The following is a 17028-nucleotide window of genomic DNA, read 5'->3' as shown; positions in this document are numbered from 1 at the left end:
GTCGTAGCGAAGCGGGGCGACTCAGTGGAGGGGAGGACGCGGGCCGCGGCTCCCTGCTGGTCAGGTTCGGCTACTCATGAGTAACATGGCGCCATGAGCGCAGACCAGATGTCGATCGGCGAGATGCTCGCCGCCACCGTGCCCATGGCCCGGACGCTGAACCTCGAGTTCCTGGAGACCTCTCCGGACAAGGCGGTCGTGTCCCTGCCGGACCAGGGCGCGTATCACAACCACGTGGGCGGGCCGCACGCCGGTGCGATGTTCACCCTCGGTGAGTCGGCCAGCGGGGCCATCGTGCTCGCCGCCTTCGGGGAGCAGCTCTCCCGCGCGGTGCCGCTGGCCGTCCGAGCCGACATCGCCTACAAGAAGCTCGCGATGGGTGCCGTCACCGCGACCGCCACGCTGGGCCGTCCGGCCGCCGACGTCGTCGCCGAGCTGGACGCCGGGCAGCGCCCCGAGTTCCCCGTGGCGATCGAGATCCGCCGCGCCGACGGCGCCGTGACCGGGGAGATGACCGTCGTCTGGACGCTGCGTCCCAACGGCTAGGCGGACATGGGTGAGGGGGAGGGGGCCCGCAGAAGGGCCCTTCCCCTTGCGTGCGTTCTCGCTACGCCGCCCGTCGCCCGCCCCTGCCGCCGGCTGCGCCCTCCTCCAGTCCTGCCACGAACTCCCTGAGCCAGTCGGTGAATTCGGGGCCGAGGTCGGGGCGGGCACAGGCCAGCCGGACCACCGTGCGCAGATAGTCGGCCTTGTCGCCGGTGTCGTAGCGCAGACCGTCGAAGACGACCCCGTGCACGGCGCCGGCCGCCGCGAGGTCCTGGAGGGCGTCGGTCAGCTGGATCTCCCCGCCGCGGCCCGGCGGGGTGCGCTCCAGCACGTCGAACACGGCCGGGTCGAGGACATACCGGCCGATGACCGCGTACCGGCTCGGCGCGGCCGCGGGCGCCGGCTTCTCCACCAGTCCGGTGACGCGTACGACCCCGTCCTCGCCCGCCGGTTCCACCGCCGCGCAGCCGTAGAGGTGGATCTGCGCCGGGTCGACCTCCATCAACGCCACCACGCTGCCCGCGTGACCTTCGCGGACCTGAAGCATCCGGCTCAGCAGGGTCTCGCGCGGCTCGATCAGATCGTCGCCGAGGAGAACCGCGAAGGGCTGGTCACCGACGTGGTGGCGGGCGCACAGTACGGCGTGGCCGAGCCCGAGCGGGTCGCCCTGGCGGATGTGGTGGATGTCGGCGAGCCGCGCCGGATCGCGCACCGCGTCCAGACGTACGGTGTCGCCCTTGGCCGCCAGCGCCTGCTCCAGTTCGAAGGCGCTGTCGAAGTGGTCCTCGATGGCCCGTTTGTGCCGGCCGGTGACCATCAGGATGTCGTCCAGGCCGGCCGCGGCCGCCTCCTCGACCACGTACTGGATGGCCGGCTTGTCGACGACCGGCAGCATCTCCTTCGGTGTGGCCTTGGTCGCGGGCAGGAAGCGGGTGCCGAGTCCGGCGGCCGGTACGACGGCCTTGCGGACCGTACGGGGGTGGGCGGGGGTCGCCGGGGAGTGGGGGACGATCATGCGGCCCATGCTCGGGTACGCCGATGAGAGCGCGCCCGGAGAAACATGGGAACGGGCTGTGGAAGTGATACCGGCGGTAACTCCTGTGTATTTCACCGACTTTGAAGTCGAGTCAATCGAACTTCTTGTTTCCTGTGAGTCGCATGTGCGAAGGTGAGCCTTCCCGCGGGAGGGCAGAGGCGGGCGTCGAACGCCCAGGCCGGCCCTTTAGGTATGTACCAGAACCAGGTATGCCCCACCTCGCACTGCTTTCCGACAGGACGGCATTTCGTGTGCGGTCCTGCGGCTGGAAGGAAATGGTTCCGTGCAGTCCCCACACCCCCCACGCCCCCCCTACCCGCCGCTGCCCGGTTCGCCCGGGGAGTCCGACCGCGATCTCGCCGCCCGGCTCGGCGGCCCCCACCCCGTCCGCCATCACGCCGTCGCCCTGCTGCTGGCCCGCCACTGGCGCGCCGCCCGCGACTACGCCGTCGTCTGTCTGGCCTCCGCCGGTCCCGTGCCGCAACTCGTGGCCACCGCCGCCTTCCACGAGGTCCTCGGGCGGATGGCGGGCGGAGTGGCCGGCGGCGCCCTGCGCCCGCAGCTGCTCGTCGCCGTCCGCGACATCGTCCGCGCCTGGGCGGCGGACGACGTGGCCTGCGCGACCCTGCCGGAATTGCGCAAACCCGCCGGAGGCCGCGGACTGCGTGCGACAAACCCCGGAACACCGGAAAGGCGACAACTCGCCGAACGCGCGTTCCGGGCACTTCCCGGCGCCTCGCAATGCCTTCTGTGGCACACCGAGGTGGAAGCGGAACCGATAAACATACCCGCTGGTCTGCTGGGTATCGATCCGGCCACCGCGACGGCCGCCCTGGAACAGGCGCGCGATCAATTCCGGGCGGGCTGCGTACGCGCCCACCGGGAACTCGCGCCCTCCAGGGAATGCCGCTTCTACAACCGGCTGCTGGACGTCCCCATGCGCCGTGGCGGCGCCCTGCTGCCGGAGGTGCGACAGCACCTGGAGGCCTGTGCCTACTGCCGGTACGCCGCCGAGACCTTCGGCCTGTTCGACGGCGGCCTGGGCCTCCTGCTCGCCGAGACCGTGCTCGGCTGGGGCGCCCGCCGCTACCTCGACTCCCGGCCCGGACGCGCCGCCGCCGAGGACCTGCCGTATGCACCGGCACCGGCACCCGCCCCGGCGGCAGCGGGGACGGGGGCGGGCGGCAGGCACCGCACCGGGCCCGGCAGCCGCCACCGCACGGCAGTGGCCGTCGGCGTCGGACTGGTCTCGCTCGCGCTGCTCGCCACCGTCCTCGCGGTCAGGAGCTGGTCCGACGACAACGGTGTCCCCGTACCCGGCGCCACCTGGGGCGCCCCCGCCGGCCACATCACGCGCCCCGGCGGCACGGGCGCCCGCGCCGCCGCCTCGGCCGGCGATCCCGTCGAGGTGGCCCACGGAAGCCTGCGCGGCCTCGTCTCCGGGCGCTGCCTGGACGTGCTCGGGGACAGCGTGCGGGCGGGCGCGGGCGTGGGGCTCGCGCCGTGCTCCTCCGCCGCCTCGCAGCAGTGGTCGTACCAGGACGACGGGTTGCTGCGCAGCGCCGCCGACCCGTCCCTGTGCCTGGCCGCCGACACCGGGACGAAGAGCGTCGTGCTGGCCGGATGCGTCGTGCACTCCGGAGAGGTGGCGTACGACATCACCGTGGGTGGCGAGATCCTGCCGCGCCGGCACGCGGGCCTCGCGCTCGCTCCGGGCTCCGGCGACGCGTCCGCCCGCGTCACGCTGACGCCGCGCGACGGTTCGCCGGAGCAGCTCTGGGTGCTGGAGCCGGACGCGGCGCAGGGCGGGGCGGACGCGCCACGGGGCCGTCAGCCGGGGTTCGCGCAGGGCGATGGGCCCTCGCAGGGCGCTGGATCCTCTAAGGGCGACGGGCTTTCGGAGGGGGACGGACTTTCGAAGGGCGAGGGCCCGCCGCACGGGAACACCTCGTCCGGGAAGCCGGAGGACGCGGGCGGCGGTCCGGGGCCGTCGGTGGGACCGGGGGAGCCGGGCGAGGCGAACGAGACCCGGATCGCCCAGGTCCGCGCCGGCCACGACCAGCGGCACACCGGGTCCGTCCTGCCCGCCCGGGCGGTGCGCTTGCTGCACCGGGCCCTCCCGCCGGTCGCCGGCACGGTCGCCGCCGTACCGGCGGCCGTGGGCACACTGCCGCGCTGACGATCGGCGCGGGACGTCCCCCGGACCCCGGCCGCGATCGAGCCACGGCGCCGAAGTCATGTGGAATTTACAGACTTCGAGCGGATGTACCGGCGCGTTGCGCCCGGGTGAGTGGGCGGTGACGCATGCGGGGACTTTGCCGGGGTTGTGGTGGTGTGGTGCGGGGGCCGGAGTGGTGCCCCGCCCGCACCGGTGAGGGGAATTACCGCCATTTTCCAGTTCTTGCGCGGAATTCGACCCGCTGGCCGAATCGATGTCACCGGGCGCGAAAAGGGGGCGGCGTTATTGACCCGTGAGTAGGCCGAGGCTAGTTTCCGGTGCCCTCGCACCAGAGCGTTCCGCCGCACACCCCCCACCGTGCTGTCCCGCCGATCGTGCCGGAGCATCATGACCTCGCCTGTGCGCCCCCATGACCTCGTCCTGTGCCTCACCCCGTTCGGAGAGCCCGACGCCGGTCTCACCGCCGCCGCCTGTGCCGCCGGGGCGCTCGGCATCCTCGACCTCGGCACCGGAGACCGGAGATGCCGGGACGCGCTGTCCCGGCTGAGACGGTCCGCGCCGGGCCCCTTCGGGGTGCGGGTGACCGGGCGCTGCGCGCTGACCCCGGCCGAGGTCGGCGACGCCCCCGACACCGTGGTCCTCACCGCGGACGCGACCTGGTGGCGGACCGAACTCCCCTCCGGCTGCCGTGTGCTGGCGGAGATCACGGACATCCGCCAGGCACACGCGGCCGTGCGCGCGGGTGCCCAGGGGCTCGTCGCCCGCGGCGCCGAGAGCGGCGGCCGCGTCGGCGAGCTGAGCACCTTCGTCCTGCTCCAACAGCTGCTGTCCGACGAGGAGTCGAGCCGCGTCCCGGTGTGGGCCTGCGGCGGCATCGGCCCGCGTACGGCGGCGGCCGCGGTGGCCGGCGGCGCCGCCGGGGTGGTCCTCGACAGCCAACTGGCCCTGCTCGCCGAGTCGGGGCTGCCCGAGACGGTCCGTTCGGTGCTGCGCACCCTGGACGGCTCGGAGACCGTGGTGCTGGGCGGCCACCGGGTACTGCGGCGCCGGGGACCGGACGCCCCGCGCCCGCCGGCCGACGACCCCGGGGCGGTCGCGTCCCTGCTGGGCGCCGACGACCTGCGCGGCCGGCTCCTGCCCGTCGGCCAGGACGGATTCCTCGCCTCCCGGTTCGCCGAACGGTTCGGGGACGTACGGCGGTCGGTGCGGGAGGTGTCGACGGCGATCGACGGCGTGGCCGACGGGGGTGCGGCGACGGCCCTGCGTCCCGGGTCGGCCATGAGCCAGGCGCTCGGGACCCTGCTCCCCGTCGCGCAGGGGCCCATGACCCGGGTCAGTGACCAGGCGGGCTTCGCCGCGGCCGTCGCCGCGGACGGGGCGCTGCCCTTCCTGGCGCTGGCCCTCGCCGACGGCGCGCGGACCCGGTCGATGCTCACCGAGGCGCGGGCCGTGCTGGACGGGCGGCCCTGGGGCGTGGGCGTGCTCGGCTTCGCGCCCGAGGAGATCAGGAACGCCCAGCTGAACGCCGTACGGGACCTGCGGCCCACGCACGCGATCATCGCCGGCGGACGGCCCGCCCAGGCCGAGACGCTGGAGCGGGCCGGGATCCGCACCTACCTGCACGTGCCCTCGCCGGGACTGCTGCGGCAGTTCCTGGACGCGGGCGCGCGCAGGTTCGTGTTCGAGGGGTCCGAGTGCGGCGGTCATGTCGGACCGCGCGCCTCCTTCCCCCTCTGGGAGGCCCAACTCGCCGTCCTGCAGGACTTCCTGGACCAGGCCGACAATCCGGCCGCCCGGCGGCTGGAGGTGTTCTTCGCCGGCGGCGTCCACGACGAACGCTCGGCGGCGATGGTCGCGGCCCTGGCCGCACCGCTCACCGCCCGGGGCGCCGCCATCGGCCTGCTCATGGGCACCTCCTACCTGTTCACCGAGGAGGCCGTCGCGCACGGCGCCGTCCGGCCCGTCTTCCAGCGGCAGGTGCTCACCGCCACCACGACCACCCTCCTGGAGACCGCCCCCGGCCACGCCACCCGCTGCGTCCCGAGCCCCTTCACCGGTGACTACCGTGCGCGCGAGGCCGCTCTCCGCGCGCAGGGGCTGACCGACCGCGAGGTCTGGGAGCAGCTGGAACGGCTCAACGTGGGCCGGCTGCGCATCGCCAGCAAGGGCGTCGAGCGCGGAGCCGACGGCGCGTTCGCGACCGTGGACGAGGAACGGCAGCTCGCGGACGGGATGTTCATGGCCGGCGAGGTCGCCGTGCTGCGCTCGCGGACCACGACCCTGGCGGACCTGCACCGCTCGGTCACCGACGGCGCCGCCGAGCTCCTGACGCGGCGGGCCGCCCGCCCGAGCGCCGAGGTCTCCGCCGCCGCGCCGGAGCCGCCCGCGCCGCTGGACATCGCCATCGTCGGCATGGCCTGCATGTTCCCCCAGGCCCCCGATCTCGCCGCCTTCTGGTCCACCATCGTCACCGGCCGCGACGCCGTCACCGAGGTGCCTGCCGCACGCTGGGACCCGGCCGTGCACCACGCGTCCGGCACCACGGCGTCCAAGTGGGGCGGATTCCTGCCCCGCATCCCCTTCGACCCGCTGCGCTACGGCATCCCGCCCACCTCCCTCGGCAGCATCGAACCCGTCCAGCTGCTGTCCCTGGAGGCGGCCCGCCGAGCGCTGGAGGACGCCGGATACGGCGAGCAGGGGCGGGCGTTCGACCGCGCGCGGACCTCGGTCGTCTTCGGCGCCGAGGCGGGCAGCGACCTGTCCAACGCCGTCACCCTGCGCGCCGTACTCCCGTCCTACTACGGCACGGTGCCCGACGGACTGGACGAACAACTGCCCCGGCTGACCGAGGACTCCTTCCCCGGCATGCTCGCCAACGTCATCTCCGGCCGGATCGCCAACCGGCTGGACCTCGGCGGCACCAACTTCACCGTCGACGCCGCGTGTGCCTCCTCCCTCGCCGCCCTCGACGTGGCCTGCAAGGAACTCGTCTCCGGCACCAGTGACCTCGTGCTGTGCGGCGGCGCCGACCTGCACAACGGCATCAACGACTACGTCCTGTTCTCCTCCGTCCACGCGCTCTCCCCGACCGGCCGCTCCCGCGCCTTCGACTCCTGCGCCGACGGCATCGCCCTCGGCGAGGGCGTGGCCTGCCTGGTCCTCAAACGGCTCGCGGACGCCGAACGCGCCGGCGACCGGATCTACGGCGTGGTCAAGGGCCTCGGCTCCGCCAGCGACGGCCGCTCGCTCGGCCTCACCGCACCCCGCCCCGAAGGCCAGCGGGCGGCCCTGGAGCGGGCGTACCGCAACGCCGGTGTCTCGCCCGCGGACGTCGGCCTGATCGAGGCGCACGGCACCGGCACGGTCGTCGGCGACCGCACCGAACTCACCGTGCTCAGCGAGGTGTTCACCGAAGCGGGCGCGGCGGCGGGCGGCTGTGCGCTCGGCTCGGTCAAGTCGCAGATCGGGCACACCAAGTGCGCCGCCGGCCTCGCCGGCCTCATCAAGACCGCCCTCGCCCTCCACACCGGTGTCACCCCGCCCACCCTGCACCTGGAGCGGCCCAACCCGGCCTGGGCGGAGGGCGACAGCCCGTTCGTCTTCCACACCCGCGCCCGGCCCTGGACGGCACCGGCGGCCGAACGCCTCGCCGGGGTCAGCGCGTTCGGCTTCGGCGGCACCAACTTCCATGCCGTGCTGGCCGCGCACGCCGACGCCGCACCGCTCCGCCGGTCCGTGGACGCCTGGCCGGCCGAGCTGTTCCTCTTCCGGGGCCGGGACACCGCGGCGGCCCATCGGCAGGCCGAGGAGATCCTCCGGGCCGCCGAGACCGACGGCCGCCCTTGGCGCCTGCGCGACCTCGCCCTCGCCGCGGCCCGCCGCGCCGACACCTCACACCATCCGGTACAGGCCGCGCTCGTGGCCCGCGACACCGAGGAACTCACCGGACAACTGCGACGGCTCCTCGCGGGGGAGCGCGATCCGGGCGCCGGGATCCATGTGGCGGACGCGGTGAGGGGGGCGGGGGAGGAGGACTCCGTGGGTGCGGGTGCGGGACGGGGTGCGGGCGCGTATCCGGCGCGGGGCGGGGTGTCGGAGCGGGGGGAGGGGCCCGGCGCGGGCTTGGCGGAGGGGGGCTTCGCTGATTCGGCGGAGGGGGGCTTCGCGGGTTCGGTGGAGGGCGGGGTGGAGGACCCGGTGGAGCGTGGCTTCGCGGGTTCGGTGGAGGACGGCGTCGCGGGTTCGGTGGAGCGTGGCTTCGCGGGTTCGGTGGAGGACGGCGTCGCGGGTTCGGTGGAGGGCTGCGTCGCCGATTCGGTGCAGGGCAAGGCCGCGGAGTCGATGGGAGACACGACCGCCGCGGCGTCGGTGGGGGGTGGGTTCGCGGCGCCGGTGGTGCGCGGACGCGCGGAGTCGGTCGAGGGCAGAGGCGTGGAGCCGGTGGACAGCGGGGTCGTCGCCGACCCGGTGCCCGGCAAGGTCGCCTTTCTCTTTCCCGGGCAGGGCAGTCAACGCCCCGGGATGCTCGCCGAGCTCCTGGTCCACCTTCCCGAGCTGCGGCACTACCTGGACCTCGGTCGCGCGCACGCCGACAGCGTCCACCCGCCGGCCGCCTTCGACGACGCCGCGCGGGAGCGTCGGCGGGCCGCCCTCACCGACACCCGGGCCGCGCAGCCCGCCCTCGGCATCACGGGCCTCGCCGCCCACGCCTTCCTCACCTCGGCCGGCGTCCACCCCGACCAGGCCGCCGGGCACAGCTACGGCGAGCTGGTCGCCCTCGCCGCGGCCGGCGCCCTGGACCCCGAGACACTGCTGGAGCTGAGCGCGGAGCGGGCCGGTGCGATCCTGGCGGCGGCGGGCGACGACCCGGGCACCATGGCCGCGGTCGGCGCCGGCGCCGAGACCGTCGTACGCACCCTGCGCTCGACCGGCGCACCCGCCGCCGTCGTCGTCGCCAACCTCAACTCACCCGAGCAGACGGTGATTTCCGGACCGACGGCGGATGTCGAGACAGCCGTACGGCTGCTGCGCGACGCCGGGCTCGGCGCGCGGCGCATCCCCGTGGCCTGCGCCTTCCACAGCCCGCTCGTGGCCGCGGCGGGGGAGCGGTTCGCCAAGGTCCTCGCGGACAAGACGGTGCGGACGCCCGAGTTCCCCGTCTGGGCCAACCGCACCGCCGCGCCCTATCCGCCCGGCCCCGACGAGGTGCGCGCCGAACTCGCCGCCCAGATCGGTGCCCCCGTCGCCTTCGCCGCCCAGATCGAGGCCATGTACGAGGCGGGCGCCCGCGTCTTCGTCGAGGCGGGCCCCGGCACGGTCCTCACCCGGCTCGTCGCACGGATCCTCGGCGACCGACCGCATCGCACCGTCGCCTGCGAACCGGATGCCGACAGCGGCCTGCGCGGCTGGCTCGACGCCCTCGCCCGGCTCGCCGTCGCCGGACAGCCGGTGCGCACCGCCTGGCTACTGCGGGGGCGCGACGCCGTCGACGCGCTGCGCGGCCCGGCACCGAAACGGCCCGGCTGGACGGTCGACGGACACCTCGTCCGCACCGCTGACGGAGCACTCCTGCCCGGTGCCCTCGCACCGGCCCGACGAGTCGTGGAGACGACCGTGACCACCGACCAGCCGTACGGCGCCCCGGCCGACCGGGACGCGCTCATCTCCGAATTCCTGCGCACCAGCCGGGAGATGATCGCCGCCCAGCGCGATGTCCTGCTGACCTACTTCGGCTCGGCGCCCGGCGCCACACCGCCGGCGCCCGCCCCGGCCGTACCGGCTCCGCGGACGGTGACGGTCCTCCCTGAACTCCCGCCGGTCGACACACAGTTGACCGAGCCGGACGCGGAAGCGCCGGTCGCCGACATCGAGCGGGTCGTCCTGGAGATCATCAGCGAACGCACCGGCTATCCCGTCGACATGATCGAGCCAGACCTCGATCTGGAGGCGGACCTCAGCATCGACTCGATCAAGCGGGCCGAGATAGCGGGCGAACTCGCCAAGCGGCTGGGCATCGCGGGCGGCGCCGAGGTGTTGGCGGACGCCGAACTGGAGGAGCTGGCCAAGGCGCGTACGGCCGCCGCGGTGACGGGGTGGCTGACGGCGCGGGTGGCGGCGCGGTCCGCAGGCGGGGGAGGGCGGCACGAGGGGTCCGGCACCGGCGGTCAGGTCGGATACGCGGAGGAGCGGACCGAGGAAGCGTTCACCGGCGCGGGAGCCGGACGAAGTCAGGAACCGGCCGGGGCGGCGTACTCCCCACCGACATACGCTCCCGATCCCGCCCCCGCCCCCGCCCCCGTCCCCGGTGTTCCTCCCCGGCGCTGCGAGGTGCGTCCCGTGCCCCTCCCGGAGCCCCAGCCGGAGCCGGCTGTCGGGGGTGACGCAGGCCGCACCCTGGCCGGCCGGCGCTTCGCCCTCCTCGGGGACGGCGCGGGCGCGGCGGCGGAGGTCGGGGCCCGGCTCGCCGAGCACGGCGCCGAAGCCGTGATGCTCCACGCGAGCCACCTCCTCACCGCGGACGACGGTCCGGTCGACGGCGTCGTGTACCTCGGCGCGCTGCCCGGCCCGGACCTCCCGGTGCTGCCGGACGCCTTCCCGGTGCTGCGCGCGGCGCTGGCGCGGGCCCCGCGCCAGCTGCTCGCCCTGCGGGCCGCCGACCCTGCGGGCGCTCTCGGAGCGGCCGGACTGGACGGCCTGTTCCGCAGCGTCGGCCGCGAGTACCCGGACCTGCTCGCCCGAGTCGTCGCCGTCACGGACACCGCCCCGGCGGCCGTCGCCGACGCCCTGCTCGCCGAGCTGCGGGCGCCCGAACCGGCCCCCGTCGTCCTGCGCACGGCGGCCGGCGCCAGACACGGCCTCGCGCTGGTGCCCGCGCCTCTCGGCCCGCTCGCCGCCACCGGCGCCGGACCCGCCGGGGACGGCGCCGCCGAAGCGGCCGCGCTCGGCCTCGACCGGGACTCCGTCGTCCTGCTGGTCGGGGGCGCCCGCGGAATCACCGCGAGGTTCGCGGCCACGCTGGCCGGCGCCTGCCGGTGCCGTATCGAGCTGCTGGGCCGCACGCCCGCGCCCACCGCACCCGAGGCCCCGCACACCGCCGCCGCGCGCACCCCCGTCGAGCTGCGGGCGGCGCTCGCCGCCGGACCCGGCGCCGCGCCCGGCCCCGCCGAGATCAACCGGGCCGCCGAACTGATCCTCGCCCAGCGGGAGATCACCACGACCCTCGCGGAGCTCGGCGCACTCGGCAGCGAGGCACGCTACCGCTCGGTGGACTTCCGGGACCGCGACGCCGTCCTGCGGGCCGTCAAGGAGATCCACGCCGAACACGGCCGCCTCGACGGGGTCGTCTTCGCCGCCGGGGTGATCGAGGACCGGCTGATCGCCGACAAGTCCCCCGAGTCCTTCCAGCGGGTCTACGGCACCAAGACGGCCGGCGCCGCAGCGCTGTTCGCCGCCCTGGACGACCTGCCGGGCGCCCCCGCGTTCACCGTGCTGTTCGGCAGCATCGCCGCCGTGCTCGGCAACCGCGGCCAGGCCGACTACGCCGCCGCCAACGACGCCCTGGAGACCCTCGGCGCCGACTGGGCCGCCCGGACCGGCGCTCGCGCCCTGACCGTCCACTGGGGACCCTGGGCGCCGTCCGCGGCGCACGGCGGCATGGTCGGCGCCGAACTCGGCCGTGAGTACGCCCGGCGCGGGGTCGAGCTGATCGACCCCGACGAGGGCACCGCGGCCCTGCTGCGGGAGCTCGCCTGGGGCGAACCGTCGGTCCGTGCCGTCGTCTACACCGCGTCGGGCTGGTGACATGACGGCACGGCAGACTCCTGTGGCCGTCGTCGGGATGGCGGTGCTGCTGCCCGGCGCCCCCGGCCTCGAGGCCTACTGGCGCAACCTGCGGGACGGAGTCGACGCGATCAGCGACGTCCCGGCGGACCGCTGGGACGCCGACTACTACCGGCCCGGCTCGGCCACCGGACCCGCCGCCCCCGACCGGATCTACTGCCGGCGCGGCGGATTCGTGGACGGCCTCGCCGAGGTGGACGTCACCCGGTACGGCATCATGCCCGCCTCGGTGCCCGGCACCGAGCCCGACCAGCTGATCGCCCTCGACGTGGCCGCCGCCGCGCTCGCGGACGCCGGCGGCGAGGAACGGCTCCCGGCCCGGGACCGGATCGGCGTGGCCCTGGGCCGCGGCGGCTACCTCACCCCGGGCCTGGTCCGTCTCGACCAGCGCGTGCGCACGGCCGGACAACTGACCCGCACCCTGGGCGAGTTGTTACCCGATCTCTCCCCCGCCCAACTCGACCGCGTCCGCACGGCGTTCACCGAACGGCTCGGCCCCGACACCCCGGAGGCCGCGATCGGCCTGGTCCCGAACCTCGCCGCCTCCCGCATCGCCAACCGGCTCGACCTGCGCGGCCCCGCCTACACCGTGGACGCGGCCTGCGCCTCCTCCCTGGTCGCCGTGGACCAGGCGGTCACCGCACTCACCACCGGCCGCTGCGACCTGATGCTGGCCGGGGGAGTACACCACTGCCACGACATCACGCTCTGGAGCGTCTTCGCCCAACTGCGCGCCCTGTCCCCGAGCCAACGCATCCGCCCCTTCCACCGCGACGCCGACGGCATCCTCATCGGCGAGGGCACGGGCGTCGTCGTCCTGAAGCGGCTCGCGGACGCCGAACGCGACGGCGACCGGGTGTACGCGGTGATCCGGGGCACGGGCGTGGCCAGCGACGGCCGTACGGCGGGGCTGGTCGCGCCGGACCCCGGCGGGCAGGCCCGAGCCGTGCGCCAGGCCTGGCGGGCCGCAGGGCTCGACCCCGCCGCCCCGGACTCCCTCGGCCTGCTGGAGGCACACGGCACCGCCACTCCCGCCGGAGACGCGGCCGAACTCGCCACGCTCACCGAGGTGTTCGGGCCCGCGCAGGGCAAAGGCCGCCGCCCCGTCCTCGGCTCGGTGAAGTCGATGATCGGCCACACCATGCCGGCCGCCGGGGTCGCCGGCCTGGTCAAGGCGGCCCTCGCCCTCCACCACGGCACCCTCCTGCCCACCCTCCACTGCGACGACCCCCACCCCGCCCTCCCCGCCACCCGCTTCCGCACACTGGAGCAGGCCCGCCCCTGGCAGACGGACGCCCGGCAGCCGGTCCGCCGGGCCGCCGTGAACGCCTTCGGCTTCGGCGGCATCAACGCCCATGTGGTGCTGGAGGAGGCGCCGGGGGTCACGCGTACGGACGTGGCGTCGGTGCGGGCCGCGCGTGTCTCGTCGGCGCCGTCGGAGGCCGCTCCGGCCCATCTGCTGCCGGCTCCCGCCCCGGATCCGGCTCCCACTCCTGCCCCGGCCTCGGACCCGGCGTCGGTCCCCGTCCCCGTCCCCGTTCCTGTCCCCGTCCCCGCCCACGTCACCGAGTCCGAGCGGATTCTCCTGCTGGCCGCCGACGGCATGCCGGACCTCGCTGCCCTCCTCCGTGCCGACGACTCGGCCGTCCTCGCCGCCGGGCTCGACCCGGACCTGCCGCACCCCGACGCCGGCCCTGTCCGCCTCGGCATCGTGGCCCCGACCGCCAGGCGGCTCGCACTGGCCCGCCGAGCCGTCTCCAAGGGGCGCGCCTGGCACGGCCGTAGCGATGTGTGGTTCCGGCCGGGCCCGCTGCTCGGCCCCGCCGGCGGCGGGAGGTCGGCGTTCGTCTTCCCCGGTCTGGAAGGCGACTTCACGCCCCGCACCGACGACATCGCCGCCCACTTCGGCGTCACGCCGCTGCCCGGCACGGACGTCCGGGTGGGTGACGTCGGCCGGCACGGCTTCGGAGTCGTCGGCGTGGGCCGCCTGCTGGACCGGGCGCTGCGCCGCATGGGTGTCGTACCGGACGCGGTCGCCGGGCACAGCGTCGGCGAGTGGACGGCCATGGTGGCCGGCGGGCTCTACGCGCCGGACCAAGTCGACGCGTTCATGGCCGAGTTCGACCCGGACTCCCTCACCGTCCCCGGTCTCGCCTTCGCGGCCCTCGGCACCTCGGCCGCGCACGTACGATCCCTGCTCACCGAGTCCTGGGCGGACTCCGGGATCGTGCTCTCGCACGACAACGCGCCCCGCCAGTCCATGGTCTGCGGGCCCGGCGCGGCGGTCGAGGAGTTCGTACGCTCCCTGCGCGCCAAGGGCGTGATCTGCCAGGTGCTGCCCTTCCGCTCCGGCTTCCACACGCCGATGCTGGAGCCGTACCTCGCGCCCATCAAGGAGGCGGCCAACCGCTTCCGGCTCCACCCACCGACCGTACCCGTGTGGTCCGGGACGACCGCCGCGCCCTTCCCCCGGGCCGAGCGGGCGGTGCGCGAGCTGTTCGTACGGCATCTGCTGGAACCCGTCCGCTTCCGTGAGCTGACCGACGCCCTGTACGCCGCCGGGCACCGCGTCTTCGTCCAGGTGGGCCCCGGCCGCCTCACCTCCCTGATCGCCGACACGCTGGGCGACCGCGACCACCTGGCCGTCGCCGCCAACGCGCCCGAGCGCAGCGGCATGTCCCAGCTGCGCCGCGTGAGCACGGCGTTGTGGGTGGCGGGAGCCTCCGTGGCACCGGCACTGCCGCCCCACGCCACAGCATCCGGGCCCACCGCACCGCCGCCGCCCGCCGTGCCGCCGCGCACCGCACAGACCCTGCCCGCCGTGCCGCCGCGCACCAGGCCGACCGCACCCACCACGCCGCCCCCGCCCGCCGCGTCGCCGCGAACCGCACCGCCCCCGCCCGCCGTGCCGCCGCGCACCGCGCCGACCGCGCCGCCCCCCATCACGGCGACCGTACCCACCACGTCGACCGCACCCGCCGCGCCGACCCCACCCGCCGCGCCGCCGCGCACCGCACCGCCCCCCACCACGTCGACCGCACCCACCACGCCGCCCCCGCCCGCCGCGTCGCCGCGCACCGCGCCACCCGCGCCCGCTCTGCCGCCGCGCACGGCAGCGACCCCACCCCCCGCGCCGCCCCGCGGCGCGGCGTCGGCTCAGCCGCGCCGCACGCCCGTCCGGCTCGGGCTCGGCGGCGCGCTCGTCTCGCTGGACGGCCCGGTACTCGACGCACTCCGCGCCGAACTGCGCCCCGGCCTGGCCGCCGCGCATCCCGCGCCCGCGGGCCACCCGGGTGACCCCGGCCCCGGCCTCGGTCAACTGGACGACCTCGCCCCGCACTTCCCGGCGACCGTCGAGCTCACCGCCCTGCTGCGGGAGACCGCTGACACAGCGGCGCAGCTGATCACGGCGAGCGGCCGGCGCGAGCGCAGAACCGCCGCCCACGCAGCCGCAGCGGCAGTTGCAACCACCGCCACCGCCATCGCCACAGGGCCCGCCGCCCCGATGACCACCACCCTCCACGTGTCCCCCCACACCATGCCCCACCTCCTGGACCACTGCTTCTTTCCGCAGCGCCCCAACTGGCCGGACATCGAGGACCGTTGGCCGGTGGTCCCGGCCACCACGATCGTCCGGTACATGATGGACGCGGCGGAGGCGGCGGCCCCGGGCCTGCGGGCGGTCGCCGTGCACGAGGCCCGGTTCGACCGCTGGCTCACCGCCACACCCCCCGTCGACGTAACGGTCACCGTGACCCCGCTCCCCGGCCACCCCGACCGCGTCACCGTCGCCTTCGGCCCCACGGCCCGCGCCACGGTCGAACTCGCCCCACGCCACCCCGCACCGCCCCCGCCCACCCCCCTCCCGGACGCCGTCGAGCGCCGCCCCGAGCACACCGCCGCCCAGATCTACCGGGACCGCTGGATGTTCCACGGCCCCGGCTTCCAGGGCCTGACCGACCTCACCGCGATCGGCGAGCGGCACATCCGGGGAGTGATCACCGCGCCCGCCGCCCCCGGTGCACTGCTGGACAACGTGGGCCAGCTGCTCGGCTACTGGATCATGGCGACCCGTACCGAGCGGACCGTCGTCTTCCCCGTGCGGATGCGGCACCTGCGGTTCCACGGACCGCACCCGGCCCCCGGCACCGAGGTCCGCTGCGCGCTGCGGATCACGTCCCTCACGGACACCGTGCTGGAGGCCGACGCGGAGCTTACCGCAGGCGGCCGGGTGTGGGCCGTGATCGGCGGCTGGCAGGACCGCCGCTTCGACAACGACCCCACCACCCGGCCCGTCGAACGCTTCCCCGAGCGCCACACCCTCTCCGAGGCCCGGCCCGGCGGCTGGGCGCTGGTGCACGAGCGCTGGCCCGACCTCGCCTCGCGCGAGCTGATCATGCGCAACTCCCTCGGCGGCGCCGAGCGGGCCGAGTACGCCGAACGCCCGCCGCGCGGCCGCCGGCAGTGGCTGCTCGGCCGTGTCGCGGCCAAGGACGCCGTACGGCAGTGGCTCTGGCGGCAGGGCGCGGGCCCCGTCTTCCCGGCGGAACTGCGCGTGCACAACGACGAGTTGGGAAGACCGTACGTCACGGGGGTGCACGGCCGCGCCCTGCCCCCGCTGGACGTCTCGCTCGCCCACCGGGCCGAGGCGGCCGTGGCGATCGTTCGGCCGCACACCCCGCGGCCCGGCCCCGGCATCGACATCGAAGAGGTCACCGAGCGCGACCCGGCGACCCTCGCCACCGCGCTCGGCCCGGCCGAACTGCGCCTACTGCGGGCCCACTCCGCGGAGGGAGGGGAAGCCGTGTGGTTCACCCGGTTCTGGGCCGCCAAGGAGGCCGTCGCCAAGGCCGAGGGCGTCGGATTCGGCGGTCGCCCCCGGGACTTCGCGGTGCTGGAGGCCGCGCCGGACGGCAGCCGGCTGCTGGTCTCCGGCCGGCTGGAACGCGTCTACACCGTGCACTGCGCACCGGTGGCCAACCCGCCCGCCCTGCCGCAGCGCACGTACGTGGTGGCCTGGACGACCCGGCCAGGAGCCGAGGACGGACACACCCACGCAGCAGCCGACGACGGACACCCCGACGAAGCAGCCGAGGAGTACCCCCGATGAACCCCACCCAGCCGGCCCCGGCGCAGCCCACCGCCGACACCGTGCTCGCCGACGTCACGGGCATGCTCCGCACGGTGCTCGCGGAGTACGGCGACGACGACGTGCTCATCGGCATGTCCACCAGCTTCAACCGCGACCTGGAACTGGAGAGCATCGACCTCGTCACCCTGGCCGGGCTGCTGGAGGAGCGCTACGGGCAGCGGGTCAATCTCGCCGAGTTCCTGGCCGGCATGGAGTTCGACGAGATCATCGAGCTGACCGTCGGCCGGCTCGTGGAGTACGTGGTGTGGAGCCTGAAGACCACGCAGGCGGGCTGAG

Annotated in this window: 6 protein-coding genes; 5 read left to right on the top strand and 1 reads right to left on the bottom strand. The window is 75.4% G+C overall.

Annotated elements, in window-relative coordinates; translation table 11 throughout:
- Positions 1 to 93: 93 nt before the first annotated feature.
- Complete coding sequence (locus tag ACWDEN_RS17370) at positions 94 to 546, top strand: DUF4442 domain-containing protein (protein ID WP_351615931.1); 453 nt, start codon at positions 94 to 96, stop codon at positions 544 to 546.
- A gap of 61 nt (positions 547 to 607) precedes the next feature.
- On the opposite strand, the gene galU is transcribed toward ACWDEN_RS17370, so the two are convergent.
- Positions 608 to 1561 (bottom strand): UTP--glucose-1-phosphate uridylyltransferase GalU, encoded by a 954-nt coding sequence (gene galU, locus ACWDEN_RS17365; protein WP_450859572.1) that lies wholly within the window; start codon positions 1559 to 1561, stop codon positions 608 to 610.
- A 304-nt stretch (positions 1562 to 1865) separates the two neighbouring features.
- On the opposite strand from galU, the gene ACWDEN_RS17360 reads away from it, so the two are divergent.
- From ACWDEN_RS17360 to ACWDEN_RS17345, 4 genes are all read left to right on the top strand, one after another.
- Positions 1866 to 3761, top strand: coding sequence for an RICIN domain-containing protein (locus tag ACWDEN_RS17360; protein ID WP_450859571.1), 1896 nt, complete (start codon positions 1866 to 1868; stop codon positions 3759 to 3761).
- 387 nt (positions 3762 to 4148) lie between these two features.
- Positions 4149 to 11561, top strand: coding sequence for an SDR family NAD(P)-dependent oxidoreductase (locus tag ACWDEN_RS17355; protein ID WP_450859570.1), 7413 nt, complete (start codon positions 4149 to 4151; stop codon positions 11559 to 11561).
- 1 nt (position 11562) lies between these two features.
- Positions 11563 to 16710 (top strand): beta-ketoacyl synthase N-terminal-like domain-containing protein, encoded by a 5148-nt coding sequence (locus tag ACWDEN_RS17350; protein WP_450859569.1) that lies wholly within the window; start codon positions 11563 to 11565, stop codon positions 16708 to 16710.
- Positions 16707 to 17027, top strand: a complete 321-nt coding sequence (locus tag ACWDEN_RS17345) for an acyl carrier protein (RefSeq protein WP_351623119.1) — start codon at positions 16707 to 16709, stop codon at positions 17025 to 17027. The genes ACWDEN_RS17350 and ACWDEN_RS17345 overlap by 4 nt, the downstream gene beginning before the upstream one ends.
- Position 17028 lies beyond the last annotated feature (1 nt).

Source organism: Streptomyces sp. NPDC001153 (genome assembly GCF_053598315.1).
Note: the sequence above shows the minus strand (reverse complement) of the source record. Positions and strands in the feature narration are given on the sequence as shown.